Source organism: Burkholderia semiarida, assembly GCF_029268935.1.
Classification (GTDB): Bacteria; Pseudomonadota; Gammaproteobacteria; order Burkholderiales; family Burkholderiaceae; genus Burkholderia; species Burkholderia semiarida.
The window spans coordinates 160,985-186,390 of sequence record NZ_JAHLCL010000008.1; the positions used below are offsets into that span (position 1 = coordinate 160,985).

Genomic DNA, 25,406 nt, shown 5'->3' on the forward strand with positions numbered 1-25,406 from the left:
GGCCACCGCCGCCGCGGCCACCACCGGCGCCGCGCGTCGGCGCGTTACGCTTCGGCGTGCACGTTGCCGTCCGCGCGCACGGCGCCCGGCGGCTTGCCGACCACGCGCTTGAACGCGCGGCTGAACGCGGCGAGCGAACCGTAGCCGAGCCGGTACGCGACCGCTTCGATCGTCTCGCGGTCGCGTGCGATCCATTGCGCGGCGAGCCGCATCCGCAGCTCGGTCAGGTAGCGCACGGGCGTCATCCCGGTGGCCGCGAGAAAACGCTCGGCGAACACCGAGCGCGACACGCCCGCTTCGGTCGCGAGCTCCGCGACGCTCCAGTTGCGGCCCGGGTCGCGATGCAGCGCGACGATCGCGCGGCCGAGCTTCGGCTCGCGCAGCGCCTGCACCCAGCCGGTCGCATCGCCGCATCCGCACTCGACCCAGCCGCGCACGATGAACGCCGCGACCACGTCTGCGAGCCGCGCGAGGATGCCCGCGAAGCCCGCGCGCGCCGTGCACGCCTCGCGCTCCATCGCGTCGAGCATCGGCCGGATTTCCGGGTAGCGCGCGAGCAGCGTGCCCACGTGCATGAATGCGGGCATCGTGCCGACGAGCGGCTGCATGCCGCCGAGGTCGAGTTCCATGCACGCGCTGAAGATCAGCGCATCGCCGGCGCCGGGTTCCGTCGTCGCGCAGGTCGGGGGCGACATGCCGGCCGACGCGACCGACGCCACCGTATCGCAGATCTTCCTGGCCTCGAAGCCGTTGATCTCGCGGCACGGCACATCCGGATCGGACACCAGCGCATGCATGCCGCCGTGCGGCAACAGGATCGCGTCGCCGGCCTCGAGCCGCATCGTCTCGCCCGACGCGTCGCGCAGCAGCACGGGCCCGCGCACGACGAAATGGAACTGCGCGCGGCCCGGCGCATGGCCGAAATTCAGCCCGAACGGCCGCGCGACCTGGATGCGGCGGTACTGGACGCCGCTCAGGCGCATCCCCAGCAGCAGCTCGCTGACGAGGTCGTGCGCATCGGGAATCGGCGGCAGAAGGGGTTCGGACATCGTGAGATACGGACGATCGATCAACAGGAACGGATTGTATGTCATAGACCGTCCTGCCGCTGTTCCTTACGATACGCCCTCATCAGTACTTTCCCTAACCGACACGGAATCCCGCATGAATCCCGGAATCTCCTCGGCCGCCTCGACGGCGGCCCCCCGCGAACCGGCCTGGGGCGCGGTATTCGCGATGGCGCTCGGCGTGTTCGGGCTCGTCACGGCCGAATTCCTGCCGGCGAGCCTGCTCACGCCGATGGCCGAGAGCCTCGGCGTGACCGAAGGCGTGGCCGGGCAGGCCGTGACGGCCACCGCCACGGTCGCGCTCGTCACGAGCCTGCTGATCTCGGCGCTCACGCGCACGATCGACCGGCGGCGCGTGCTGCTCGTGTTTTCGGTGCTGCTCGTGGCGTCGAACCTCGCCGTCGCGTTCGCGCCGAACCTGGGCGTGCTGCTGTTCGGCCGCGTCGTGCTCGGCATCGCGCTCGGCGGCTTCTGGACGATGGCCACCGCCACCGCGATGCGGCTCGTGCCGACGGCGATGGTGCCGCGCGCGCTGTCGATCATCTTCAGCGGCGTGGCGGTCGCGACCATCGCGTCCGCGCCGATGGGCAGCTACTTCGGGCACCTGATCGGCTGGCGCAACGTGTTCCTGATCGCGGCCGTGCTCGGCGGCATCGCGTTCGTGTCGCAGCTTCTCACGCTGCCGTCGATGCCGCCGAGCGGCACGACGCGGCTGCGCACGCTGATCGACGTGCTGCGCCGGCCGACCGTCGGCCTCGGGATGTTCGCGACGATCCTCGTGTTCACCGGCCATTTCGCGTTCTTCACGTATCTGCGGCCATTCCTCGAACAGGTGGCGGGCGTCGGCGTGAACGGGCTGTCGGCGATCCTGCTCGGCTACGGCATCGCGAACTTCGTCGGCACGTCGCTCGCGGGCCGCGTGCTCGAACACCGGTTGCGGCCGATGCTGATCGGCATGCCCGCGTTGATGGTCGTGCTCGGCATCGCGCTCGTCGCGCTCGGCCGTGCGCCGATGATCGACGCGGTGCTGGTCGCGTTGTGGGGGATGGCGTTCGGCGGCGTGCCGGTCGCGTGGTCGACGTGGGTCACGCGCACCGTGCCCGACGAGGCCGAGAGCGCGGGCGGGTTGATCGTCGCGGCGATCCAGCTCGCGATCGCGACGGGCGCCGCGGCCGGCGGCGTCGTGTTCGACGCGAACGGCGCGGCGGGCGTGTTCGTCGGCGCGGCGATCGTGCTGGCGGTGGCGGTCGCGACGATCGTCACCGGGGTGCCGAAGCGCGTCGGCGTGGCCGCGTCCTGACGGGCGTGGCGGCCCGCGTTGCACGGGCTGCCAGGCGGATTATCCGCGCGTCACGCGGCGTCGGCGTCCGCGATGCGGTCGAGTTCCGCGAGCGCGTCGGCCGGCAGATCGAGGTCGGCTGCCGCGAGATTCTCGCGCAGGTGCGCGACCGACGACGTGCCCGGAATCAGCAGGAGATTCGGCGCGCGGCGCAGCAGCCATGCAAGCGCGACCTGCATCGGCGTCGCGCCGATGCGCGCGGCCACGCCGGACAGCGTCGACGACTGCAGCGGCGAGAAGCCGCCGAGCGGGAAGTACGGCACGTAGGCGATGCCGTCGCGGGCGAGCGCGTCGATCAGCGCATCGTCGCCCCGGTGCGCGATGTTGTAGTGGTTCTGCACGCACACGATGTCACAGATCCGGCGGCCTTGGGCGACCTGCGCGGGCGTGACGTTGCTCAGGCCGATGTGCCGCACGAGCCCGCGCCGCTGCAGCTCGGCGAGCGTGGCCAGCGGCGCCTCGATCGATCCTTCGGCCGGCCCGTGCGTGTCGAACATGATGCGCAGGTTCACGACGTCGAGCACGTCGAGCCCCAGGTTGCGCAGGTTGTCGTGCACGGCCCGTTCGAGTTCGTCGGGCGCGAAGGCGGGCAGCCACGACGCGTCGTCGCCGCGTCGCGCGCCGATCTTGGTGACGATCACGAGATCGTCGCGATACGGATGCAACGCGTCGCGAATCAGCCGGTTCGTCACGTGCGGGCCATAGAAGTCGCTGGTGTCGAGATGGTCGACGCCGGATTCGACGGCTTCGCGCAACACGTTCAATGCGGCTTCGCGATCTTTCGGCGGGCCGAATACACCGGGGCCTGCAAGCTGCATCGCGCCGTAGCCGATTCGTCTGACGGGGCGATCGCCGAGCCTGAAGGTGGCGGTATGGCGAATATCGGGCATGACCTTACTCCTGTCGAAGAGATGAATGCGTTCAGCATAAGGACGAGTCGGCTGCGCGATAAGCGGGCATAATTCGCACGGGTTGTACGAAAAGGCGAACAATGCAAACCGATCTGGGTGATCTGAACGCATTCATGGCCGTCGCACGCGCGAGCGGATTCCGCGACGCCGCACGCATGACGGGCCTCAGCGCGTCGGGGCTGAGCGAAGCCGTGCGCCGGCTGGAAGCGCGGCTCGGCGTGCGGCTGCTGCACCGCACGACGCGCAGCGTCGTGCCCACCGAGGCCGGCGAGCGCCTGCTCGCGCGTCTCGAGCCCGCACTGACCGAAGTGGCGGCAGCGCTCGACGGTATCGATGAATTCCGCGGCCGACCGGCCGGCACGCTGAAACTCAACGTGCCGGTCAGCGCGTCGCGGCTCGTGTTGCCGGCGATCGTGCCGCGCTTTCTCGATGCGTATCCGGACATCCGGCTGGAAGTGACTGCCGACGAAAATTTCGTCGACGTGCTCGCGGCCGGATGCGACGCGGGCATCCGCTACGACGAACGGCTCGAACAGGACATGATCGCGGTGCCGATCGGCCCGCGCATCCAGCGGTTCGCGACCGCGGCGGCGCCCGGCTATCTCGACCGGCACGGCCGGCCGCGGCATCCGCGCGACCTGCTCGCCCATCGGTGCCTGCGCGGGCGCTTCGCGAGCGGCGCGATGCCGCCGTGGGAGTTCGAGCGCGACGGCGAGGTCGTGCGGGTCGAGCCGGCCGCCGGGCCGCTGCTGGTCCAGATCGGCGGGGCGACGGAGCTGCTGGTCGACGCGGCGATCGCCGGGACGGGCATCGTGCATCTGTTCGAAGACTGGCTGCGTCCGCATCTCGACAGCGGCGCGCTCGAACCCGTGCTCGATCCGTGGTGGCGGCCGTTTTCGGGGCCCTTTCTGTATTATCCGGGGCGGCGTCTCGTGCCGCCGGCGCTACGCGCGTTCATCGATTTCATCAAGGCATCCTGAGCGTTCGACCGCGCCCCGGGGCATGCGCGCCCAGCGGGCCGCGTGCCGTCGCCGCTCATATGGCCGGCCGATGCGCGATGCACGCGCTGCAGCAAGCGGCGCGACGGCCGAAGCGCGGGAGCGGGCGTGCCGCGCCGCCCCCGCGGATCCGTCAGCCGCCTTGCCTGACCAGCGCCGCCAGCGTCTTCATCGCCTGCAGATACGGATACGGCCCGTGGCTGATGCGCGCCACGCCGTAATCGGCGAGCTCCGCGAGCGTCGGCGTTTCCGACACGCGCATCACGTTCACCGGCAGCGGCGACGCGGCCGTCAGCGCGCGAATGAGCGCCGGCGCGCGCAGGCCCGGCACGAACAGGCCGTCGGCGCCGGCCGCCGCATAAGCACGCGCACGTGCCAGCGTCGCGTCGAGCAATCGTTCGTCGTGCGTATCGGCTGACGCCTTGAAGAACACGTCGGTGCGCGCGTTGATGAAGTAGTCGGCGCCCGTGCGATCGGCCGCCTGCCGGGCCGCCGCGAGACGGGCCGCCGCTTCGTCGGCGTCGCGCAGTTCGCCCGTCGCCGGAAAACTGTCTTCGAGATTGCAGCCGATCGCGCCGGCCCGGATGCTGAGCGCGATCGTTTCGGCGACATCCTCCGGCCGCGCGCCGTAGCCGCTTTCGAGGTCGACGGTGACGGGTAGCGCCGTCGCGCGCGTGATCCGCTCCAGCACGTCCATCATCAGCGCGCGCGGCATCTGCTCGCCGTCGACGAAGCCGTTGGCTGCCGCGACCGACCAACTGCCGGTGGCCAGCGCGACGGCGCCGGCATCGGCCGCCGCGCGCGCACTGCCGGCGTCCCACACGTTGAACAGCACCAGCGGCTGGCCCGCGCGGTGAAGCGACCGGAAAGCCGCGCCTTTCTCGTTGTTGCCCATGCTCGTCTCCTTGTGAATACCGGATCGGTTGTCGTGCCGAGCGATATTGCCACCGAACCGGGCGGTGCGACGCGTGCCGGCAATGTCTGCTGACAGCGCGTGGCAGGAAGTAGGCATGAGCGCCGCGCGGCGATCGGCGCGCCGGCTCAGCCGCGCGAACCCGGATCGATCGACAGCGTGCGCAACTGGCCGCGCAGCTGGTCGACTTCGCCGGGCGCGAACGGCCGCTCGATCTCGGCATGCGTCTGCCGCCACAGCGGGAACGCTTCGGCCAGCAGGTCGTGCCCGGCCGGCGTCAGTTCGAGCAGGCGGCTGCGCCGGTCGTCCGGATCCTGCACGATCGTGACGAGGCCGCGCCGCTCGAGCGGCTTGAGCGCCGCGGTGAGCGTGGTGCGGTCCATCGCGAGCAGCGACGCGACCGATTTCATCGAGGCCGGTTGCGGCCGGTTCAACGACATCAGCAGCGAAAACTGGCCGTTGGTGAGGTCGAGCGGGCGCAGCACATCGTCGAAGATGCGCGCCAGATTGCGCGCCGCGCGCTGCATGTGCAGGCACAGGCAGCAATCGCGCACCATCAGCGTCGTCTCGAAGGGAAGCTTTTCTTTTCGTGCCATGTTGCAATTGTGTTGATATCAACCTATCTTGTCAAGGTCGAGGCGCGGCAACCCGCCGTGTCCGTCATCGGAGGGGAAGGCATGAGTGCGCAACAACAGTTGTATCTCGCTGTATTTCTCGGGACCCAGGATAGCCCGGCGATGAAGGCATGGCTCGCGCTGCCGGATGAAGAGCGGCGCACGCGCGAGCGCGACGGCATCGCCGCATGGCATGCGTGGGTCGAGCGGCATCGCGACGCGATCGTCGAGCTCGGCGGGCCGCTCGGCAAGACCAAGGCCATCGATGCAGGCGGCATCCGCGACACGGCCAACGCGTTGACCGGCTTTACCGTCGTGCGCGCGGCGTCGCACGACGCGGCCGCCGCGCTGTTCGAAGGTCATCCGCATTTCACGCTGTTCCCGGGCGTGTCGGTCGACGTGATGCCGGTGCTGGCGATTCCCGGCGCATGAGCGACGCGTGATACCGGGCACCGTGCGTCGCGTCGTTCGATGCGCGGTAGCCCGGATGGAGACATCTTCCCGACATTCTGGATGGAGACAGGCGATGAAGCTTTACGGATTTGCCGGCACCCGCTCGCAACGCGCGCTGTGGGGGCTGAAGGAACTGGATGCGGACTTCGAATTCGTGTCGGTCAACCTCCTCGAGGGCGAGCACAAGCGGCCCGAATTCCTGCGCCTCAATCCGGCCGGCAAGGTGCCCGTGCTGGTGGACGGCGACCTCGTGATTCCCGAATCGGCCGCGATCGTGCTGTATCTCGCGGACAAGTATCCGGAGAAGGCGCTGCTGCCCGTCGATCCGGCGCTGCGGGCGCAGGCCTATCGGTGGATCATGTTCGCGGTGACGGAGCTCGAGCAGCCGCTGTGGCGGATCACGCGGCATACGTTCCTCTATCCACCGGAGAAGCGCTCGCCGGCCGATATCGAACTCGCGCGCGAGGATTTCACGACGATGGCCGCGATTCTCGACACGCATCTCGAAGGGCGCGCGTTCATCGTCGGCGATACGCTGACGGTGGCCGATTGCGTGACGGCCTATCTGATCGACTGGGCGAGCGAATGCCACCTGATCGAGCCGTTTCCGCAATTGCGCGCGTATCTGGAACGGCTGTATGCGCGGCCGAAGGCGCCGCAGCGGATCGCGGAGGCGAGGAAGGCGGCGTGAAAGTGAAACGGGTGCCGGGTCGTGTGCCGCATCGGCATGACCCGCCGCGCCCGCCTGCGATCACGAAACCGTATCGGGTCCACCCAGCGCGTGACACAGCGTCACCAGATCTCGCAACGTAAGATGCGGCGTCACCGCGTGCCGTGAAGCCTGTTCTCCTTGCCCTCGCGGCTCGCGTACGACCCACGCCGCCTGCAGCCCCGCATTCAGCGCGCCGACGATATCGAGATGAAAATCGTCGCCGACATGCAGCAATTCGCCCGGCCGTACGTCGAGCGCATCCGCCGCCGCATGGAAGATCTCGGGTTCCGGCTTCGCGAAGCCGAACTCACGCGCACTGAGCGTCGTGCGAAAGAATTCGCCGCCGCCGGTCAGCCGGAGATCCGCGTTGCCGTTGGTGACCGCGATCAACGGAAAGCGCTCGCTCAGCCACGCGAGCGCCGGCAGCGCGTCTTCGTAGAATTCGACGCGGTTGCGCGCCGCATAGAACACGTCGTACGCACGATCGGTCAGCGAGACATCTTCGTTCGCGCGTTCCAGCGCCAGCCGGATCGACCCGATTCGCATCGCGCGAAAGTCGCCGGCAAGCTCTGGACACAAACGTTCGTATTCGTCACGTAGCGCACCAAGTGCCTGTTGCGTGGGCAGCACGCGCTCGGTGTTCGGCGCGTGCTCGATCAACCATGCGCGAAGCGCCGCCTCGGCCCGTACGACGGACGGCCCGAACGGCCACAGGGTGTCGTCGAGGTCGAACGAGAGGGCGGAGACTTTGGCGAGACGCATGGCGGTTGAAAGCGGGAAGTCGTTTTACCAGGGCCACGGAACGGCGGTGCCGGTGCCGTTGTCGAGCGCGTGGCGATACAGGAAGCGCGCGACGGTCAGATCCTGCAGCGCGAGCCCCGTCATGTCGAAGACGGTGATCTCGTGCGCGGCACGATCGATCGATGTCGCACCCGCGAGGATGTCACCGATTTCCGTGCGCGGCAAATCTGGCGCCCACTGGCACTCGCCGATGCCGCGCGCCTGCTCGTGATCGTCCACGACGATGCGCGCGCGTTCCAGCACGCCCGCCGGAAGTTCGCGCTTGCCCGCGGTATCGGCGCCCACGCAGGTCAGGTGGGTGCCGGGCTGCACGGCATCCGCGTCGAACAACGCGCCGCCGCCCGGCGTGGCCGTGATCACCACGTCGCTATCGGCCACCGCGTCGTTGCGGTTGTGCGCCACGCCGATCGTGCATCGATCGACGAAGTGCGCTTCGAACGCCGGGTCCGGTTCGCCGCTCACGGTCACGTACTGCACCGTGCATCGCCGCGGCAGCAGCCTGAGCGCGTAGTCGAGCTGCACACGCGCCTGCACGCCCGTGCCGAACACGCAGAGCCGCGTGCTGTCGCGGCGCGCGAGCAGTTGCAACCCGAGGCCGCCGGCGGCCCCGGTGCGCGCGGTGGTGATCGCGTTGCCGTCCATGATGCACAGCGGGCGTCCCGTCGCCGGATCGAACAGCGCGACGGTGGCCTGATGCGGCTCGCCGCCCAGCGCACGGTTGCCCGGCCAGAACCCGGCCGCCTTGAAGCCGAGCAAGTCCTGACCGGCGACGTCGCCCGACTTGATGCCGAACACGCCGCCGGTATGGAGCTTCTCGCGCACGACCGGGAATACGCGTCCTGCCCGTTGACTGTGCAGCACGAACGCTTCGCGGACGGCCGCCATCACTTGCTCGACCTGCAGGGCGGGCTCGACGGCATCGCGGTCGAGGAGAAGGAGGCGGGCGTCGGTCGGCATGGTCGGGGGCGCCTGTTCGGCACGAGATGAATCAAGGGTGTTTAAAGTTTGTCCAAATATGGACAAATAGTCAATGCGTGGATGAGACGGCATGGACGCCGGACGACGCTCACCACCCGTAGAACCGCGGCCACGTCTGCGCGGCGCCGTCGCCGCCGATGGCCTGGTATTCGGGATGCTGCGCGCCAGTGGCGCACGCATGATTCGGGAGAATGCGCAGCCGCGTGCCGATCGGAAACCGCTGCGCGATGTCCGTATCCGGCGCGCCCGTTCGCGACACGATCCCGTGTTCCTGATTGGCGGCGCTCATCAGGTAGCCGCCGAGCACCTCGCCGTCTTCGGTGCAGACCTGCCCGTAGCCGAAATCGCGCGCCTGGCGCTGCGTGCCGCGGTCGCGGCTCATCGCCATCCAGCCCGCGTCGACGATCGCCCAGCCTTTCTCTTCCTGATGGCCGACGACGGTGGTCAGCACCGACAGCGCGATGTCGGACGGTTCGCACACGCCGATGTTGTGCATCACGAGGTCGAACATCACGTACACGCCGGCGCGCACTTCGGTCACGCCGTCGAGCCGTTGCGCCGCCAGCGCGGTGGGCGTCGATCCGATGCTGACGACCGGGCACGGCAAGCCGGCGGCCCGCAGGCGCTCGGCGGCGCGCACGGTGCGGCTGCGCTCCTGTTCGGCGATCGCGACCAGCGCTTCGGGCGTGTCGTATTCGTAGCTGGAGCCCGCATGAGCGAGCACGCCGCCGAGCCGCATGCCGCCGTCGGTCAGCGCGCGGCCGACGGAGATCAGCAGGTCGGCATCGGGCGGGATGCCGGAGCGGTGCCCGTCGACGTCGACCTCGATCCACACGTCGAAACGTTCGCCGTGCTCGCGCCCGAACGCGGCGATCGCGTGCGCGGCCGGCAGGCTGTCGGCGACGATCTTCAGGTCGCAGCCCTGCCGGCGCAGCGCCAGCGCCTGGCCGAGCTTGGCGGGCACCATGCCGACCGCATAGACGATATCGACGATGCCGTCGGCGAAGAATTGCTCGGCTTCCTTGAGCGTGGACACCGTGATGCCCTGCGCGCCCGCCGCGATCTGCGCGTCGACGACTTGCCGGCATTTGGTGGTCTTGACGTGCGGCCGGAACCGCACGCCGAGCGCGTCCAGATGCGCCTGCATGCGTGCGATGTTGCGGTGCATGCGGCCGATATCGATCAATGCGGCCGGGGTGTTGAGGGTGTGAAGGTCCACGATGCGTCCGTTTGCGAAGTTGCCGATACGGACACTGTAGGGGAGGGGAGCAGCGCCGTGTTTAATGCACGGCTAATCTGCCATTAAGTAGAATTTAATCAACGAAGTCCTCCTGGATCGCACCGGATCTCAGGCCTTGCCGCGCCAGGGCGGCGGATCGAGAAACTGCCGCGCGGCGTCGAGAAACACCCGCTGCCGCGCGGAGCGGCCGGTACGCGATGGCACGAGCGCCGTCACCGGCGCGGGCGGCAGGCGCCAGCGGGGCAGCAACCGGACGAGCTTGCCGTTCGCCAGCAGCGGTGCGACGTCCCACTCGGAGCGCTCGACGATGCCGAGCCCGGCCAGCGCCCATTCGGTGATGACGGTGCCGTCGTTGGACGACAGCGCGCCGGTGACGCGGATGACGGTGGACCGCCGCGAATCGCCCTTGGCGCCGCCAACAGGCGAGAAGCGCCAGCGCGGGATGTCCTCGTCGTTCTCGCGCAGGCACAGGCAGTCGTATCGCGCCAGGTCGGACGGATGCTTCAGATCCTTGATGCGACGCGCGTACGCGGGGCTCGCACAGAGGAAGCGCTCGTTGGGCGCGAGCGGATAGCCGATCCACGAAGACGACTTGAGGCTGCCGACATGGACGACCACGTCGGCCCCCGCCGCGCTGGTCAGCGGGCTTTCCGACAGATGGAGCGAGATCTCGAGTTTCGGATGTGCGCGCTGCACGTCGCGCACGATTCGTGCGACATATTTGCGGCCGAAGCCGAGCGGGGCGACGACGCGCAGCGTGCCCTGCACGTCGCCGTGGTCGCCCGCGATGCTGACCGGCAGCGCCTCCACGCGCTCGAGAATGCCCACGGCTTCCTGGTACAGCCGCTGCCCTTCGTCGGTCAGCGCGATGCCTTTCGGTTGCCGCACGGCGAGCCGCGCGTTCAGGCGCGCTTCCATCCGCTGCAGGCGAATCGTGACCGCGGGCGGCGTGAGATCGAGCAGCCGGGCGGCAGCGGCCAACGATCGGGACGTGCCGATCGCGCGGACGAGTCGAAGATCGTCGAGGTCGAGCATTTCACGGCTCTTAATGCAGAGGGTATCCAGCATTAAACCGCACATTCGGTGCCGCCGCCATCGAGGGGGCCGGCGCCCGCCTGCCGCATTCGCCGATATATTGAATCGTCCGATCGATCGTGACGCCCGGCGCCCGCCCGCCTACGCGTGCAGCCCCCAGATCAGCGACCGGTGCGCGGCCACTCCGGCCATCACGCCCGATGCCGATGCGAAGGTTGCGTTGCTCATCGACGTCGACGCATCGCCCGCCGCGAATACGCCGGCGACGCTCGTCTGCTTCGACGCATCGACGCGAACGACGGGGCCGAGCGGCCCTTCGTCGAACGCGCAGCCGAGCTGCCGCGCGAGGTCGCTCGCCATGTCGGTGCGCGCGCCGATGAACAACGCGTCGATCGGCACGACCTGGCCGTCGGCGAGCCGCAGCGCGTCGATACGCGGCGCATCGCCGAGGATCTCGGCGACCGGCGAGCGTTCGATCCGCACCCCGCGCGCGGCGAGCAATGCGGCTTCTTCGTCGTTCGCTTCGACCACGCCCTGCGTGAACCACGTCGTCGGGCCCCAGTCCGGAATCAGGATCGCCTGATGGACCGACAGCGGATGCGTGGCGAGCACGCCGAGCCGCTGGCCGCTTACTTCATAGCCATGGCAGTACGGACAATGCAGCACGCTGATGCCCCAGCGTTCGGCGAGCCCCGGCAGCGCGGGCAGTTCGTCGCGGATGCCGGTGGCGAGAATCAGCCGGTCGGCGCTCGCGCGGCCGCCGTCGGCCAGCGTCACGTGAAAGCGCCCGTCCGCGTCGCGCTCGGCCGTGCGAACCGTGCCGTCGATGCGCCGCACCGTCGGATACGCGTCGAGCTGCGCGCGCGCATCGGCGACGATTTGCGCCGGCGGCTTGCCGTCCTGCCCGAGGAAGCCGTGCGCGTGTTCGGCAAAGCGGTTGCGCGGCCGGCCGGCGTCGATCACGAGCACGCGGCGGCGCGCCCGCGCCAGTTGCATCGCGGCCGACAACCCGGCAAAGCTGCCGCCGATCACGATCACTTCATGATGAGAATGCATGCGTCCGCTCCTTTCTGAACCTGCGTGAATGACCGATGTGCTCCGCTGACGGTCAACTCATGAAACATGAGAAGTTGCATGATAGGGGCGATGGTATCATTCATGCAACTTCAGAAGTTTCGAGAGAGAGGGGAGTTCTACCCGTGAGAACCGACAGCCGTTTGTCGCGCATTCTGCATGCGCTGATCCACATGGACCAGGCCGACGGCCCGCTGACGTCGGAGACGATCGCGACGATGCTGTGCACGAACCCGGTCGTCGTGCGGCGCCTGCTCGGCGGGTTGCGCGATCGCGGGTACGTGCAGTCGGAGAAGGGGCACGGCGGCGGCTGGGCGCTCAGCGTCGCGCTCGACGACATCACGCTGCTCGACGTCTATCGCGCGGTGGGCGAGCCGCCGCTGTTTTCCGATCTCGTGTCCGACGACGCGCCCGAATGTCTGGTCGAACAGGCCGTCAACGCGCATCTGTCGGCGACCCTGAAGGAGGCCGAAGCCTCGCTGCTCGCGCGCTTCGGCGAAGTCACGCTCGGCATGCTGTCGCGTGATTTCGACGCGAAGGCGGCGCGGCCGCGCAAGCCGCGCTGACGCGGCGCAGCACGTCCGCCGTACACGCGTGACGTGCGCGCCGGTGCGATCGAAACCGTCGCGCCGTCATGTTCTGTCCCCCAACTTCTGCCCGGTTCGCCCGCCACAGGGCAAAATACGGGTTTTCCGCACCCGCGAGGGCGCGTTCGAATCACGCGCCGGGCGGCGGCAGTGCGCATGCCGCACGCGGCCGCCCGGTGCCAGGCAAGATCGCTCGCCACGCTGCGAGCCCACAGGAGTCCAGACCCCATGCCCGAATCCAACCTGTCCTTCTTCGGCCGGCTGTCGCTGGCCGTCGGCACGTTCTTCTCCGTGCTCGGCAATCGCGAGTTCGCCGCCGACGTGCTGCGCGTGCGCGATGGCGCCGCGGCGCCGGTCGCGCCCGCCCCGACGCCGGCACCGGCCGCCGCGCCCATCGCCCCCGCGCCCGTGAAGCCGCCGGCGCCCGAGCTGCGCGAAGCGAGCCCGCAGGCCGCGCTGCAGCTGCTCGGCCTGCTGCAGCGCGATGCGCGCTTCATCGATTTCGTCGAGGAAGACATCGCCGGCTACGCGGACGCCGACATCGGCGCGGCCGCGCGCCTCGTGCACGACGGCTGCCGCGCCGCGCTGCGCGAGCACTTCACGATCGTGCCCGTGCGCGACGAAGCCGAAGGCAGCCGCGTGACGCTGCCGGCCGGCTTCGACGCGACGGCCGTGCGCGTGACCGGCAACGTGGTCGGTTCCGCGCCGTTCACGGGCACGGTCAGCCATCGCGGCTGGCGTGTCGCAGACGTGCGCCTGCCGAAGCTGACGGGCAGCCACGACGCATCGGTCATCGCACCGGCGGAGGTGGAACTGTGAGCGATCCGCGCTATTCGATCGGTATCGACCTCGGGACGACCCATTGCGCGCTGTCGTACGTTGACAGCAGCACGAGCGACGGCGAGAAGATCACGCAGCAGGTGCTGCCGATCGCGCAACTCACTGCACCCGGCGCGCTGGAATCGCGCGACCTGCTGCCGTCGTTTCTCTACTTGCCGCACGAAAGCGAGCTGACGCAGGGCGACCTGACGCTGCCGTGGACGGCCTCGCGCACCTTTGCGGTCGGCGAGATGGCGCGCACGCGCGGCGCCGGCACGCCGATCCGCCTCGTGTCGAGCGCGAAGAGCTGGCTGTGCCACCCGGGCGTCGATCGCCGCGCGGCGATCCTGCCGAGCGATGCGCCGCCGGAAGTGACGCGCGTGTCGCCGCTGGAAAGCTCGATCCGCTATCTGACGCACCTGCGCGAAGCGTGGGACCACGCGCATCCCGACGCACCGTTCGCCGACCAGGACGTGACGGTGACGATCCCCGCGTCGTTCGATCCGGCCGCGCGCGAGCTCACGGCCGAGGCGGCGCGCGCCGCCGGCTACTCGCGGATGACGCTGCTCGAGGAACCGCAGGCCGCACTGTATAGCTGGATCCAGAAGAGCGAAGGCGGCTGGCGCAAGCAGGTGCAGGTTGGCGACCTGATCCTGTGCGTGGACGTCGGCGGCGGCACGACCGACCTGTCGCTGATCGCGGTGGTCGAGCGCGACGGCAATCTCGAACTGCATCGCGTGGCCGTGGGCGAGCACATCCTGCTCGGCGGCGACAACATGGACCTCGCGCTCGCGCACGTGGTCGCGCGCAAGCTCGCGCAGCAGGGCACGCAGGCCGATCCGTGGCAACTGCGCGCGCTGACCTACGCGTGCCGCTCGGCCAAGGAAACGCTGCTGTCCGATCCGAGCGCCGACGCGGTGCCGCTCGTCGTGCCGAGCCGCGGCTCGAAGCTGATCGGCGGCTCGATCCGCACCGAACTGACGCGCGCGGAACTGACGCAGACGATCCTCGAAGGCTTCTTCCCGCAGGTCGATGCGGCCGCGCGCCCGGTGAGCCGCGCGCGTGTCGGCCTGACGCAGCTCGGCCTGCCGTATGCGCAGGACGCCGGCATCACGCGCCATCTCGCGGCGTTCCTCGGCCGCCAGGTCGCGGCGCTCGACACGCTCGAAGGCGTGCAGCGCACGCTGCCGCAGGGCGCGACGTTCCTGCATCCGACCGCCGTGCTGTTCAACGGCGGCGTGTTCAAGTCGACGCTGCTCACGCAGCGCGTGCTCGACACGCTCAACGGCTGGCTCGCCGCCGAAGGCGCGCCGCCCGCGCGCCTGCTCGAAGGCGCGGATCTCGATCTCGCGGTCGCGCGAGGCGCGGCGTACTACGGCTACGTGAAGCGCGGCCGCGGCGTGCGCATTCGCGGCGGCACGGCGCGTGCGTACTACGTCGCGATCGAATCGGCGATGCCCGCGGTGCCGGGGCTGGAGCCGCCGGTGCAGGCGCTGTGCGTCGCGCCGTTCGGGATGGAGGAAGGCTCGGACGCGGCGCTGCCGCCGCAGGAGTTCGGCCTCGTCGTCGGCGAACCGGTGCAGTTCCGCTTCTTCGGCTCGTCGGTGCGGCGCCAGGACCAGGTCGGCACGCTACTCGACTACTGGTCGCCGGAAGAGCTGCAGGAGCTGGAGGAAATCCAGGCGACGCTGCCCGCCGAAGGGCGCACCGTCGGCGAAGTCGTGCCGGTGAAGCTGCATGCGCGCGTGACCGAAGCCGGCACGCTCGAACTCGAGGCGATCCCGAGCGGCACGAACGAGCGCTGGAAGGTCGAGTTCGACGTGCGCGGCGCCGCCTGAGCGCGATGAAGCGTTATACGGTCGGCATCGACCTCGGTACGAGCAATACGGTCGTCGCGTACGTCGAGGCCGGTTCCGACGCGATCCGCGTGTTCGACGTCGAGCAACTGGTCGGGCCCGGCGCGATGGCCGCGCAGCCGCTGCTGCCGTCGGTGCGCTATCACCCGGCGGCGGGCGAGCTGCCGCCGGATGCGTTGCGACTGCCGTGGGCGGCCGATCCGAAGGCCAACACGAAAGCGGACGCGGCCGACGCGCCGCCGGCCGTGATCGGCCGCTACGCGCGCACGCTCGGCGCGCAGGTGCCGGGCCGGCTCGTGTCGAGCGCGAAGAGCTGGCTGTCGCATGCCGCGGTCGATCGGCTCGCGGCGATCCTGCCGTGGGGCGCGGCTGACGGCGTCGACAAGGTGTCGCCGGTCGACGCGAGCGCGAGTTATCTCGCGCACGTGCGCGACGCATGGGACGCGCATTTTCCCGATGCGCCGCTCGCGCGGCAGGACGTGATCCTGACGGTGCCCGCGTCGTTCGACGACGGCGCGCGCGCGTTGACGGTCGAGGCCGCGAAACGCGCGAAGCTGCCGGCGCTGCGCTTGCTCGAAGAGCCGCAAGCCGCGTTCTACGACTGGCTGTATGGGCAACGCGACACGTTGCGCGAGGCGTTCGCCCATGCACGGCGCGTGCTGATCTGCGACGTGGGCGGCGGCACGACCGACCTCACGCTCGTCGACGTCGCGCCGGGCGACGACGGCGAGCCGACCTTTACGCGCGTCGGCGTCGGCAACCACCTGATGCTTGGCGGCGACAACATGGATCTCGCGCTCGCGCGCCTCGTCGAGACGCGGCTGACCGAGCCCGGCACGCGGCTGTCGGCCGCGAGCCTGTCGCAACTCGTCGAGCGCTGCCGCGGGGCGAAGGAGCGGTTGCTCGGCGACGACGCACCCGCGTCCGTCACCGTCACGCTGCTCGGCGCGGGCAGCAAGCTGGTGGGCGGCGCGCGCTCGGCCGAGCTGACCCGGCAGGAAGTCGAGCAGATCGTCGTCGACGGGTTCTTTCCGCAGGTCGACGCCGACGAATTGCCGCGCCGGGCGCGCGCGGCGATCGTCGAATTCGGCTTGCCGTATGCGAGCGACGCGGCCATTACGCGCCACGTCGCCGCGTTCCTGAAGCGTCATGCGGAAGGCCCGCTGCCCGACGCGCTGCTGCTCAACGGCGGCGTGTTCCGCGCGGATGCGCTCGCCGGCCGTCTCGCGCAGACGCTCGGCGCGTGGCGTGGCGCGCCGCTCGACGTGCTGCACAACGCGCACCCGGACGTGGCCGTCGCGCGCGGCGCGGTGGCCTACGGGCTCGCGCGCGCCGGGCATGCGCCGCGCATCGGCGGCGGCTCCGCGCGCAGCTATTTCCTCGTGCTCGACGATGGCGCCGATGGCGCGGCCGCACGCGGCGTCTGCCTGCTGCCGCGCGGCGCGGAAGAGGGCCGCGAGATCCGGCTCGACGATCGCACGTTCGCGCTGCAGCTTGGGCAGCCAGTGCGCTTCCACCTCGTATCGACCGTGGCCGACACGAAGTATCGACCCGGCGATCTCGTCGATCTCGACGGTGGTGACTTCGTGCGGCTGCCGCCGATCGCGACGGTCGTCGACGCGAAGGCGGGCGGCGACGCGCGCGAAACGCCGGTGACGCTCACCGCGTCGCTGACCGAGGTCGGCACGCTCGAAATGCACTGCATCGCGATCGATGATTCGTCGCGACGCTGGCGGCTCGAATTCCAGTTGCGCGGCGATGCACCGGTGCACGGCGACGCTGCCGCGCCCACGCGGCATCCAAGGCTCGACCAGGCGATCGAGCTGATCGAGCGCTCGTTCGGCAGCAAGGCCGCGGGCGTGACGCCGAAAGACACGCGCCGGTTGCGCGCGCAACTCGAGCAGGTGCTCGGCGCGCGCGAAGAGTGGGACGTCGCGCTCGCACGCGAACTGTTCGACGCATTGCTCGCGCGGGCGCGGCGGCGGCGCCGCTCGGCCGATCACGAGCGCGCGTGGCTGAATCTCGCCGGGTATTGCCTGCGTCCGGGTTTCGGCCATCCGCTCGACGCGTGGCGCATCGAGCAACTGTGGCCGCTGTTCGACGACGGCATTCAATACGTGACCGACGCGCAGGTGTGGTCCGAGTGGTGGACGCTGTGGCGGCGCGTGGCCGGCGGGCTCGACGACGATGCGCAGACGCAGGTGCGCGATGCGATCGCGTTCCTCGAACCGTCCGACGACAAGCGGCGCAAGCTGCCGTTCGATCCAGCCAAGGTCGGGCCGGCCGACATGACGCGGTTGTCCGCGTCGCTCGAACGGCTGCCGGTCGAGCGCAAGGTCGAACTGGCCGAGCGCCTGATCGCGCAATTGCAGAAGCCGGCCGAACGCACGCTGTGCGCGTGGGCGCTCGGGCGGATCGGCGCGCGCCGGCCGTTCTACGGCAGCGCGCACGGCGTCGTACCGGCGGAAATCGTCATCGGCTGGCTCGATGCGCTGTTCGCGCTCGACTGGAAGCAGGTCGAGCCGGCTGCGTTCGCGGCTGCGCAGATTGCGCGGATGACGGGCGACCGCTCGCGCGATCTGCCGGACGACACGCGCGAGGCGGTGATCAAGCGCCTGTCGGCCGCGAATGCATCGACGGCATGGATCGACATGGTGCGTGAAGCGATCGCGTTCGACGAAGCCGATACGGTGCGCGTGTTCGGCGAAACGCTGCCGGCCGGGTTGAAGCTGCTGGGCGATTGATGGCAGTACAGGATGTTTCGATCTCGTTGGAAGGTCGAAGCATCCGGTCGCGGTCGCGCCAACCATGGCGCGACCGCGACGCCCGTTCCATTCAGGCGTGCGATACCGACGCTGCTTCGCGTCGTTTTTCCATTGATTCGAATTTCGCGCCATCCTGCGCCGCCGCCGAACGCCGTGCGAGATGAATTCCCGCGAGCATGCAGCGCACCGACCGTTGACGCGCAAGGCGCGACACGGGCCGGTTCCGCGCCACGTTCCTGCGTGCGGTCAGGCGCTGGGCGCCGGCTCCGGAAACACCGGCTCACCAAGCGTCAGCATCAACCGGTTCGCCCACGCGAAGATCGCGATCGCGTGCGACAGGTCGAGAATTTCCTCATGCGGGAGCCCTTCGGCTTCGAGCGCGGCGATGTCGTTCTCGTCGATCGCGTCGGGCCGTTCGGACAGCGCGATCGCATAGCGGACGATCGCGCGTTCGCGTGCCGTGGTGCCGGCCGTCGCCGGGTCGTCGAACACCTGTTCGATCGCATCGGTGCGTTTCGCGAGTTGCGCGAAGCGCTGCGCATGCACCGACGCGCAATACACGCAGCCGTTCACGCGCGATACCGCCGTGCTCGCCAGTTCGCGCTCCGCGCGCGACAGCCCGCCTGGGCCGTACATGATCGCATTGAACACGCCCGAGCGCTGCCGCAGGATGTCGGGCAGGTGGACGAGCAGCAGGTAATAGTCGGACGTCTTCGCTTGCGGGTGGCTCGCTTCGAGCACCGCGAGTTGATCGGGCGTCGCCGCATCGAGCGAGACCGTGTCGAGCCACGCGCGCCAGCCGAGCGTGTCGGAGGTGAAGCCGTGGGTGGCAGTCGTCATGCGGCCTCCTTTGCGGCGCGTGCCTGAAGCGCCCGCGCGGCCGCGGCGACGCGCAATTGATACGCGACGAACGCGACGAGCTGCGACAGCGCGACGATCGCGGGCGTCGTGAGCCCGGCCGACTTCAACGTGTCGAGATCGGATGCGCGCGCGTCGACCGGCGCGTGCGTCAGGCGCTTCGCGTGCAGCAGGATCGCGCCGAGGCGGCGAGGCAGCGCGTCGAACGCGTCGGCATCTGCGTGCTCGATGTCGTCGAGCGTGCCGCCTGCGTCGAGCAGCCGGGCGCGATAGATGTCGGCCAGCGCGTGCGCATTCGACTGCCACGCGACATACCGTGCCGCATGCAGCCGCTCGATCAGCGAAAGATCGGGTAGCGCGGGATCGAACAGCGCGGCTTCGCTCAGTTGCGTATGCAACAGCACCTTGTCGCGCGCGCGGCGCAGCGCGGCGACGGCGTCGCCGGCGCGCAGGCCGGCTGCCGCGTCGATCGTGTCCGGCCCGGCGGCCGGCGTGATGGAGTCAGTCATCGTTTCGGTTTCCCTTCGTCGTCAAAGTGATCGATGGCGTCGGCGTCGCGCCATTCGTCGCCTTGCAGTTCGGCATTCGCGTACGCGACGAGCGCATCGTAGTGGCGGTCGCGATCGGCATCGAACAGCCGGCTCGCAATGCCGCGCGCGAGCCGCTGCGCGCCCGCGCTGATCGCCGGGATATCGCCGGACAGCTTGCCTTGGCTCAGGCTCGCCGCATGGTTGAAGCAATGGATGCGCGTGACGGCCGGGCACGCGCCGCGCTCGCGTTCCTGGAACGCGAACGCGGGGCCGAGATCGGGCGACTCGGCGAGCTCGTCGAGCCACAGCGCCGGTTCCGGCCGATACCGATCCTTCCAGCGCCGCACGTGCGCGCCGAACGACGCGAATTCCTCGCGCGTCGTCCAGTCCGAATGAAAGCCCGTCGCGAAGATCAGGAAGTCGACCGTGTAGCGTCCGCGCGGCGTCGTCAGTTCGAGGCCGTCCGCGTGGTCGGCGAGCATTTCGATCGGGCTGCCCGCATGGAAATGCGCATGGTCGTGGCGCGAGACGCGCAGCACGCTGTCGCGCGGCGGTGGCGTCTGCGACGTCAGCGCGTAGTGCATGAAACGCCACTTCGTCGCATCGTCGAGATCGGCGTAGCCGTGCACGAGGCCCGGGCTGCCGATGCCGGTCAGCTTGTTGATGCGCGGAATGTCCGCGCGACGGAAGAACAGGTCGACGCGCGCGGCGCCCGCTTCGAGCGCGGTGCCCGCGTTGTCGAACGCGGACGCGCCCGCGCCGACCACGCCGACGCGCTTGCCCGCGAGCGCGGCGAAATCGATCGGCTCGGATGAATGAGCCCAGCGCGCGCGCGGCGCGCGCCGCGCGACGGGCGGCACGTACGGGCCGCCGAGGCCGTCGCGGCCGGTCGCGAGCACGACGTGCCGCGCGAGCAGCGTGTGCGCTTCGCCGTTGCCGCGCACGTCGAGCGCGAGCAGCCCGTCGTCGCGCGGGCGCAGCGCGACGAGCGTCGTGTCGTTGCGCACCGGCAGGTCGAGCACGCGCCGATACCAGCGCAGGTAGTCCATCCATTGCGGGCGCGGAATCTTGTACAGCGCGTCCCACGCGTCGCGGCCGTATTGCGCTTCGAACCACGCGCGGAACGTCAGCGCGGGCAGGCCGAGTGCGGGGCCCGCAAGCTGCTTCGGCGAACGCAGCGTCTCCATCCGCGCGAACGTGACCCACGGGCCTTCGTAGCCGGCCGGCGCGCGGTCGATCACGCACTGGTTGTCGATGCCGAGCAGGCGCAGCTCGGCCGACGCCGCGAGCCCGGCCATGCCGCCGCCGACGATCGCGACGTCGAGCACGCGCGCGCCGTCCGCTTCGCGCGGCGGCACCCACGACGGCGCGGGCAGGTCGAGCCAGCGCAGGTCCTGCGCGAGGCGCGCCTCGAGTGCGTCGAGCGGGGGCGTCATGCGGCCTCCGGGCGCACGCGGCGGGTACGTGCCGGGCGAGGCGCGCGCGTCGCGCGGTCGGCCTGCAGCCGGTCGCCGCGCAGCAGCGCATCGTGCGCGGCGGCATCGTGAAAGGTCACGTCGTCGAGCAGCGCGCGCGTCGTGCGATGCAGCGCGTCGAGCAGCGCATCGACGGCCGCCGTGCGCGCCTTGCCGGCCGGCGTCGCGACGCCGAACGCGAACGGGATGTCGACGTCGAGCGCGCGCGCGACGACACCGTCCACCGGCAGCGCGACGCCCGTGGCCGGATCGACGATGCCGACCCCGATGCCCGCGCGCGCGGCCATCACCGCATTCAGCGACGCGTTGGTTTCGATGAACACGTGCGCATCGACACGCGCGGCCGCGAACGCCGCGTCGATCCGCTGGCGCAGCCGGTGCCGGTTCGCGACCGTCACGATGCGGCGCCGCGCGAGGTCGCGCAGCGCGATGCGCGGTTTCGCCGCGAGCGGATCGTCGGCCGGCAGCACGGCGACGCACGGCGTTTGTGCGATCCAGTGCACGTCGAGCCCGGCATGCGCCATCGGCAGCGTGACGACGCCGACATCGGCCGTGCCGGCCAGCACCTCGTGCACGACGTGCTCGGCCGATTCGCTGCGCAACTGATAGTGCGGCGCATGCGCGTCGTCGGGCAGCGCGGCGAGCGCGGCCGGCACGAGCGTGGCCGCGAGCGACGGCGTGGCCGCGATGCGAACGGGTTCGGCCGTTTCGTCGCCGAGTGCGCGTGCGCGCGCCTCGATCGCGCGCAGGCCGACCAGCGAGCGCTCGACTTCCTCGTACAGCAGGAACGCGCGCCGCGTCGGCGTGACGCGCGGGCCGTGCCGGTCGAACAGCGCGTAGCCGAGATCGGCTTCGAGTTCCTGGATCTGCCGCGTGACGGCCGGCTGCGAGCGGCCGAGCAGCTCGCCCGCGCCGGTGACGCTGCCGGCCGACATGACCGCGGAAAAGGCTTCGAGTTGATGCAACTCCATGACGCGTTCCGATGATGCGATTTGCGCATTGTAGGAGTGCGAGCATGCACGATTCATATAATGATTTTTGCTATCGACAGCGGGAAAACTGCGAAGGGCGTAACGGCCGCGGCGGCCCGTCGTGCGTGCAGTCGCACCGGTCGTGCACGGTGCGCCGAACGAAACGCCCATCGAATCAATACGATGCGATGCATGCCGGCATGTCGATCGATGCGGCGGGTATCGGCGGCCGTTCGCGCTCGTCATCGGCTTCGCGCCGCATGCGATATCGATATGCGCAAAACTTCGTTGGATCGTCCTGAACCGGATGGTTACATGCCCTCACTCTTTTCGATTGACGGAAGCTGGGGGACGCATGAAGGTTTCGGGGAACGACGCGCGCGGCGCATGGCGGCGCGTGCTGGGCACGGTGGCGGCGCTCGCCGCCGCATGGGGCTTGTCGGCCGGCGGCGCGCTCGCGGCCGGCGTGTCGGGCGAGCCGGTGGTGATCGGCGTGAGCGGGCCGCTGACGGGCCAGGACGCGCAATACGGCGAGCAGTGGAAGCGCGGCTTCGATCTCGCGCTCGACGAGATCAACGGCAGCGGCGGCATTCACGGCCGGCCGCTCGCGATCGACTTCCAGGACAGCCGCAGCGATCCGCGCCAGGCGGTGGCGATCGCGCAGAAGTTCGTCGCCGATCCGCGCATCGCGATCGAGCTCGGCGATTTCTCGAGCGCGACGTCGATGGCCGCATCGCCGATCTACCAGCGCGGGCAACTGGTGCAGTTCGGCTTCACGAATTCGCATCCGGATTTCACGAAGGGCGGCGATTATCTGTGGAGCACTGCGCTGAGCCAGGCCGAGGAGCAGCCGCTGCTCGCCCGCTACGCGGTGAAGGAACTCGGCTTCAAGCGGATCGCGGTGCTGTACCTGAACACCGACTGGGGCCGCACCAGCAAGGACATCTTCGCGAAGGCGGTGACGGGGCTCGGCGCGCAGGTCGTCGCGGCCGAAGGCTACCAGCCGGCGGAGAAGGATTTCCGCTCGACGCTCGTGCGGATCGGCGCATCGAAGCCCGATTCGATCGTGCTGATTTCCTACTACGCGGACGGCGCGCAGATCGTGCGCCAGGCACGCACGTCGGGCGTCGCGCTGCCGATCGCGGCGGTCGGCTCCGTGTATTCGCCGAAGTTCCTCGAACTGGGCGGCACGGCCGTCGAAGGCGTCTATACGGAATCGAACTTCTTCCCGGCCGAGCCGCGCCCCGAGGTGCAGGCGTTCGTGCAGCGCTATCGCGCGAAATTCCACGCCGATCCCGATTCGTTCGTCGCGCGGGCGTACGATGCGCTGATCCTGTCGGCGGAAGTGCTGCGCCGCTACGGCACGACGCGCCAGGCCGCGCACGACGGCTTCGCGAAGATCAGCGACGTGCCGAGCGTGATCTTCGGCAAGGTGCGTTTCGATCCGCAGACGCGCCGCGTCGCGGGCGCGCGCACTGTGTACCTGGTCGTGAAGCAGGGGCAGTGGGCGCTGTGGGATGGCGCGAAGCCGCAGCTCGCGGCGCGCTGAACCCGACATGAACCGCCTGCACCTGACGGACGCATCGTGATGGCTTCCTGGCTCGACTACACGCTCAACGGCCTCATCGTCGGCAACATCTACGCGTTGCTCGCGGTCGGGCTCGCGCTGATCTTCGGCGTGTCGCACCTGATCAACTTCGCGCACGGCTCGGTGTACATGGTCGGCGCGTTCATCGGCTGGCTGTGCCTGACGCGCTTCGGGCTGCCGCTGCCGGTCGCGCTCGCGGCGGTCGTCGTCGGCTGCGGTGCGCTCGGCATCGCGATCGAGCGGATCGGGCTGCGGCCGCTGCGCCATGCCGCGCGCATCGCGCCGCTGCTCGCGACGATCGGCATCAGCTTCATCCTCGATCAGCTTGCGCAGCTCGCGTTCGGCGCGGACCCGCGCGCGGTGCCGACGCCGCTGCCCGACTGGCACCTGCGGATCGCCGGCGCGACGCTCGGCTCGCTCGACCTGCTGATCGCGGGCATCGGCATCGCGGCGGCCGCGCTGCTGTACGGCTTCCTGCGCTTCACGCGGCTCGGCTGGGCCGTGCGCGCGACCGCGCAGGATCGCGACGCGGCGTTGCAGATGGGCGTCGACGTCGATCGCGTGAACCAGACCGTATTCGCGATCGCGTGCGCACTCGGCGGCGTGAGCGGGCTGCTGGTCGGCATGTACTACAACAGCATCGATCCGGCGATGGGCTTTCAGGCGACGCTGAAGGGCGTGGTTGCGCTGCTGATCGGCGGGCTCGGCAACGTGCCCGGCGCGATCGCCGGCAGCTTGCTGCTCGGTCTCGTCGAAAGCTACGGCGTCGCGCTGTTCGGCACCAGCTACCGCGACCTGTTTGCGTTCGGGCTGCTGATCGTGTTCCTCGTGTGGCGGCCGAACGGCTTGTTCAGCGCGAACCGCGCATTGCCGCCCGAGCCGATGACGGGCACCTTCCTCGCCGCCGCGAAAGCCGTGCGCGTGCCGCGCCCCGTACTCGTCGCGCTGATCGCGGCGGCGGCCGTGCTGCCGTGGCTCGGTGCATCGCCTTACGTGCTGCAGACGCTGACCAACGCGTGGCTGTACGGGCTGCTCGCGCTGAGCCTCACGCTCGTCGCGGGCACGGTCGGGCAGATCTCGCTTGGGGCTGCCGCGCTGCTCGTGATCGGTGCGTATGCGTCGGCGCTGCTGTCGTCGGATCTCGGCTGGTCGCCGGCCGTGACGATTCCGTGCGCGGGTGTGATCACCGCCGTGCTCGGCACGCTGCTCGTCTATCCGGCGTTCCGGCTGCGTGGGCATTACGTGTCGATCGCGACGCTCGGCATCGGCGAAGTGGTGAGCCTCGTGATCCTGAACTGGGATGGCCTCACGCGCGGCCCGCTCGGCATCACCGGCATCGCGCCGTTGCCGTGGGCGACGACCGCGCGCGCCGCGTACTGGTTCACGTTCGCGGTGCTCGTCGTGTTCGCGCTCGTGCAGGTGCGGCTGCTGCGCTCGCACCTGGGCCGCACGCTGCGCGCGGTGCGCGAGGACGACGTCGCCGCGCGCGCGCACGGCATCGCGCCGAACCGCTACAAGGCGATCGCATTCGCGGTCGGCGGCGTCGCGGCGGGCGTGAGCGGCGGGATCGCCGCGCATCTGTACAGCTACATCAATCACCAGACCTTCGACTCGCAGGTGTCGATCCTCGCGCTGACGATGGTGATCCTCGGCGGGCTCGGCAACGTGCTCGGCGGTATCGTCGGCGCGATCGCGCTGATCGGGCTGCCCGAGCTGTTCCGCTGGGCGGCCGATTACCGGATGCTGATCTACGGCCTCGTGCTGCTGCTGCTCGTTCGTTTCCGGCCACAGGGCCTGCTCGGCACGGTGTGAGGAGGAATGC

The 25,406-nt window shown here is 69.8% G+C and carries 23 protein-coding genes; 10 read left to right on the top strand and 13 right to left on the bottom strand.

Translation table 11 applies throughout. From position 1 onward, the window contains the following. Positions 1-44: 44 nt before the first annotated feature. Positions 45-1,094, bottom strand: coding sequence for an AraC family transcriptional regulator (locus tag KPB06_RS23975; protein WP_060315850.1), 1,050 nt, complete (start codon positions 1,092-1,094; stop codon positions 45-47). A gap of 70 nt (positions 1,095-1,164) precedes the next feature. Here KPB06_RS23975 and KPB06_RS23980 point away from each other — a divergent pair, with 70 nt between their 5' ends. Further along, on the top strand, positions 1,165-2,367 hold the full coding sequence (locus tag KPB06_RS23980) for an MFS transporter (protein ID WP_226221570.1): 1,203 nt from the start codon (positions 1,165-1,167) through the stop codon (positions 2,365-2,367). 50 nt (positions 2,368-2,417) lie between these two features. Here the strand turns inward: KPB06_RS23980 and KPB06_RS23985 are convergent, their stop codons facing one another. Continuing rightward, complete coding sequence (locus KPB06_RS23985; protein WP_275905992.1) at positions 2,418-3,296, bottom strand: aldo/keto reductase family oxidoreductase; 879 nt, start codon at positions 3,294-3,296, stop codon at positions 2,418-2,420. A 101-nt stretch (positions 3,297-3,397) separates the two neighbouring features. On the opposite strand from KPB06_RS23985, the gene KPB06_RS23990 reads away from it, so the two are divergent. Beyond that, positions 3,398-4,297: a LysR family transcriptional regulator gene (locus KPB06_RS23990; protein ID WP_059580001.1), complete on the top strand. Its 900-nt coding sequence runs from the start codon at positions 3,398-3,400 to the stop codon at positions 4,295-4,297. Between the two features lie 151 nt (positions 4,298-4,448). On the opposite strand, the gene KPB06_RS23995 is transcribed toward KPB06_RS23990, so the two are convergent. Both KPB06_RS23995 and KPB06_RS24000 read right to left on the bottom strand, forming a co-directional pair. After that, on the bottom strand, positions 4,449-5,210 hold the full coding sequence (locus KPB06_RS23995; RefSeq protein ID WP_275905991.1) for an isocitrate lyase/PEP mutase family protein: 762 nt from the start codon (positions 5,208-5,210) through the stop codon (positions 4,449-4,451). A 146-nt stretch (positions 5,211-5,356) separates the two neighbouring features. Then, positions 5,357-5,824 (bottom strand): MarR family winged helix-turn-helix transcriptional regulator, encoded by a 468-nt coding sequence (locus KPB06_RS24000; protein WP_104013024.1) that lies wholly within the window; start codon positions 5,822-5,824, stop codon positions 5,357-5,359. 81 nt (positions 5,825-5,905) lie between these two features. Here KPB06_RS24000 and KPB06_RS24005 point away from each other — a divergent pair, with 81 nt between their 5' ends. Further along, positions 5,906-6,274 carry a YciI family protein gene (locus KPB06_RS24005; RefSeq protein WP_059580008.1) on the top strand — a complete coding sequence of 123 codons (369 nt, stop codon included), beginning with the start codon at positions 5,906-5,908 and terminating at the stop codon, positions 6,272-6,274. A gap of 94 nt (positions 6,275-6,368) precedes the next feature. Beyond that, on the top strand, positions 6,369-6,986 hold the full coding sequence (locus tag KPB06_RS24010) for a glutathione S-transferase family protein (protein WP_059580010.1): 618 nt from the start codon (positions 6,369-6,371) through the stop codon (positions 6,984-6,986). Between the two features lie 60 nt (positions 6,987-7,046). Here KPB06_RS24010 and KPB06_RS24015 read toward each other — a convergent pair whose 3' ends face one another. The 5 genes from KPB06_RS24015 to KPB06_RS24035 all read right to left on the bottom strand — a co-directional run bounded on the left by KPB06_RS24015 (position 7,047) and on the right by KPB06_RS24035 (position 12,117). Continuing rightward, the gene (locus KPB06_RS24015; protein WP_059580012.1) at positions 7,047-7,769 is read right to left on the bottom strand and encodes an HAD family hydrolase; all 723 of its coding nucleotides are present in this window, start codon (positions 7,767-7,769) and stop codon (positions 7,047-7,049) included. A gap of 24 nt (positions 7,770-7,793) precedes the next feature. Next, the gene (locus tag KPB06_RS24020; protein ID WP_059580014.1) at positions 7,794-8,765 is read right to left on the bottom strand and encodes an ornithine cyclodeaminase family protein; all 972 of its coding nucleotides are present in this window, start codon (positions 8,763-8,765) and stop codon (positions 7,794-7,796) included. A gap of 109 nt (positions 8,766-8,874) precedes the next feature. Beyond that, the gene (locus KPB06_RS24025; protein WP_059580017.1) at positions 8,875-10,005 is read right to left on the bottom strand and encodes a DSD1 family PLP-dependent enzyme; all 1,131 of its coding nucleotides are present in this window, start codon (positions 10,003-10,005) and stop codon (positions 8,875-8,877) included. A 129-nt stretch (positions 10,006-10,134) separates the two neighbouring features. Continuing rightward, a complete protein-coding gene (locus KPB06_RS24030) occupies positions 10,135-11,094 on the bottom strand; it encodes a LysR substrate-binding domain-containing protein (protein ID WP_275905990.1) in 960 nt (319 codons plus the stop codon). A 108-nt stretch (positions 11,095-11,202) separates the two neighbouring features. Next, a complete protein-coding gene (locus KPB06_RS24035) occupies positions 11,203-12,117 on the bottom strand; it encodes an NAD(P)/FAD-dependent oxidoreductase (RefSeq protein WP_060315828.1) in 915 nt (304 codons plus the stop codon). A 143-nt stretch (positions 12,118-12,260) separates the two neighbouring features. Between KPB06_RS24035 and KPB06_RS24040 the strand changes: the two genes are divergently transcribed. The 4 genes from KPB06_RS24040 (at position 12,261) to KPB06_RS24055 (ending at position 18,141) form a co-directional block, all read left to right on the top strand. Continuing rightward, positions 12,261-12,701: an Rrf2 family transcriptional regulator gene (locus tag KPB06_RS24040; protein WP_059580023.1), complete on the top strand. Its 441-nt coding sequence runs from the start codon at positions 12,261-12,263 to the stop codon at positions 12,699-12,701. A 249-nt stretch (positions 12,702-12,950) separates the two neighbouring features. Beyond that, complete coding sequence (locus KPB06_RS24045) at positions 12,951-13,541, top strand: DUF2760 domain-containing protein (protein WP_226221558.1); 591 nt, start codon at positions 12,951-12,953, stop codon at positions 13,539-13,541. Continuing rightward, positions 13,538-15,379 carry an Hsp70 family protein gene (locus tag KPB06_RS24050; protein ID WP_099317101.1) on the top strand — a complete coding sequence of 614 codons (1,842 nt, stop codon included), beginning with the start codon at positions 13,538-13,540 and terminating at the stop codon, positions 15,377-15,379. The genes KPB06_RS24045 and KPB06_RS24050 overlap by 4 nt, the downstream gene beginning before the upstream one ends. 5 nt (positions 15,380-15,384) lie before the next feature. Beyond that, positions 15,385-18,141, top strand: coding sequence for an Hsp70 family protein (locus KPB06_RS24055; protein WP_275905989.1), 2,757 nt, complete (start codon positions 15,385-15,387; stop codon positions 18,139-18,141). 267 nt (positions 18,142-18,408) lie between these two features. Here KPB06_RS24055 and KPB06_RS24065 read toward each other — a convergent pair whose 3' ends face one another. From KPB06_RS24065 to KPB06_RS24080, 4 genes are read right to left on the bottom strand one after another with little or no spacing between them, the layout of a single operon-like run. After that, entirely contained in the window at positions 18,409-19,002 is a 594-nt protein-coding gene (locus KPB06_RS24065; RefSeq protein ID WP_104013017.1) for a peroxidase-related enzyme, read from the bottom strand. Then, complete coding sequence (locus KPB06_RS24070; RefSeq protein ID WP_275905988.1) at positions 18,999-19,529, bottom strand: CMD domain-containing protein; 531 nt, start codon at positions 19,527-19,529, stop codon at positions 18,999-19,001. The genes KPB06_RS24065 and KPB06_RS24070 overlap by 4 nt, the downstream gene beginning before the upstream one ends. Further along, positions 19,526-20,986 carry an NAD(P)-binding domain-containing protein gene (locus tag KPB06_RS24075; protein ID WP_275905987.1) on the bottom strand — a complete coding sequence of 487 codons (1,461 nt, stop codon included), beginning with the start codon at positions 20,984-20,986 and terminating at the stop codon, positions 19,526-19,528. The genes KPB06_RS24070 and KPB06_RS24075 overlap by 4 nt, the downstream gene beginning before the upstream one ends. Next, complete coding sequence (locus KPB06_RS24080; RefSeq protein WP_089465389.1) at positions 20,983-21,996, bottom strand: LysR family transcriptional regulator; 1,014 nt, start codon at positions 21,994-21,996, stop codon at positions 20,983-20,985. Before KPB06_RS24080 ends, KPB06_RS24075 begins: the two co-directional genes overlap by 4 nt. A gap of 355 nt (positions 21,997-22,351) precedes the next feature. Between KPB06_RS24080 and KPB06_RS24085 the strand changes: the two genes are divergently transcribed. Beyond that, positions 22,352-23,545: an ABC transporter substrate-binding protein gene (locus KPB06_RS24085; RefSeq protein ID WP_089465390.1), complete on the top strand. Its 1,194-nt coding sequence runs from the start codon at positions 22,352-22,354 to the stop codon at positions 23,543-23,545. A gap of 39 nt (positions 23,546-23,584) precedes the next feature. Next, entirely contained in the window at positions 23,585-25,396 is a 1,812-nt protein-coding gene (locus KPB06_RS24090; RefSeq protein ID WP_099317107.1) for an ABC transporter permease, read from the top strand. Positions 25,397-25,406 lie beyond the last annotated feature (10 nt).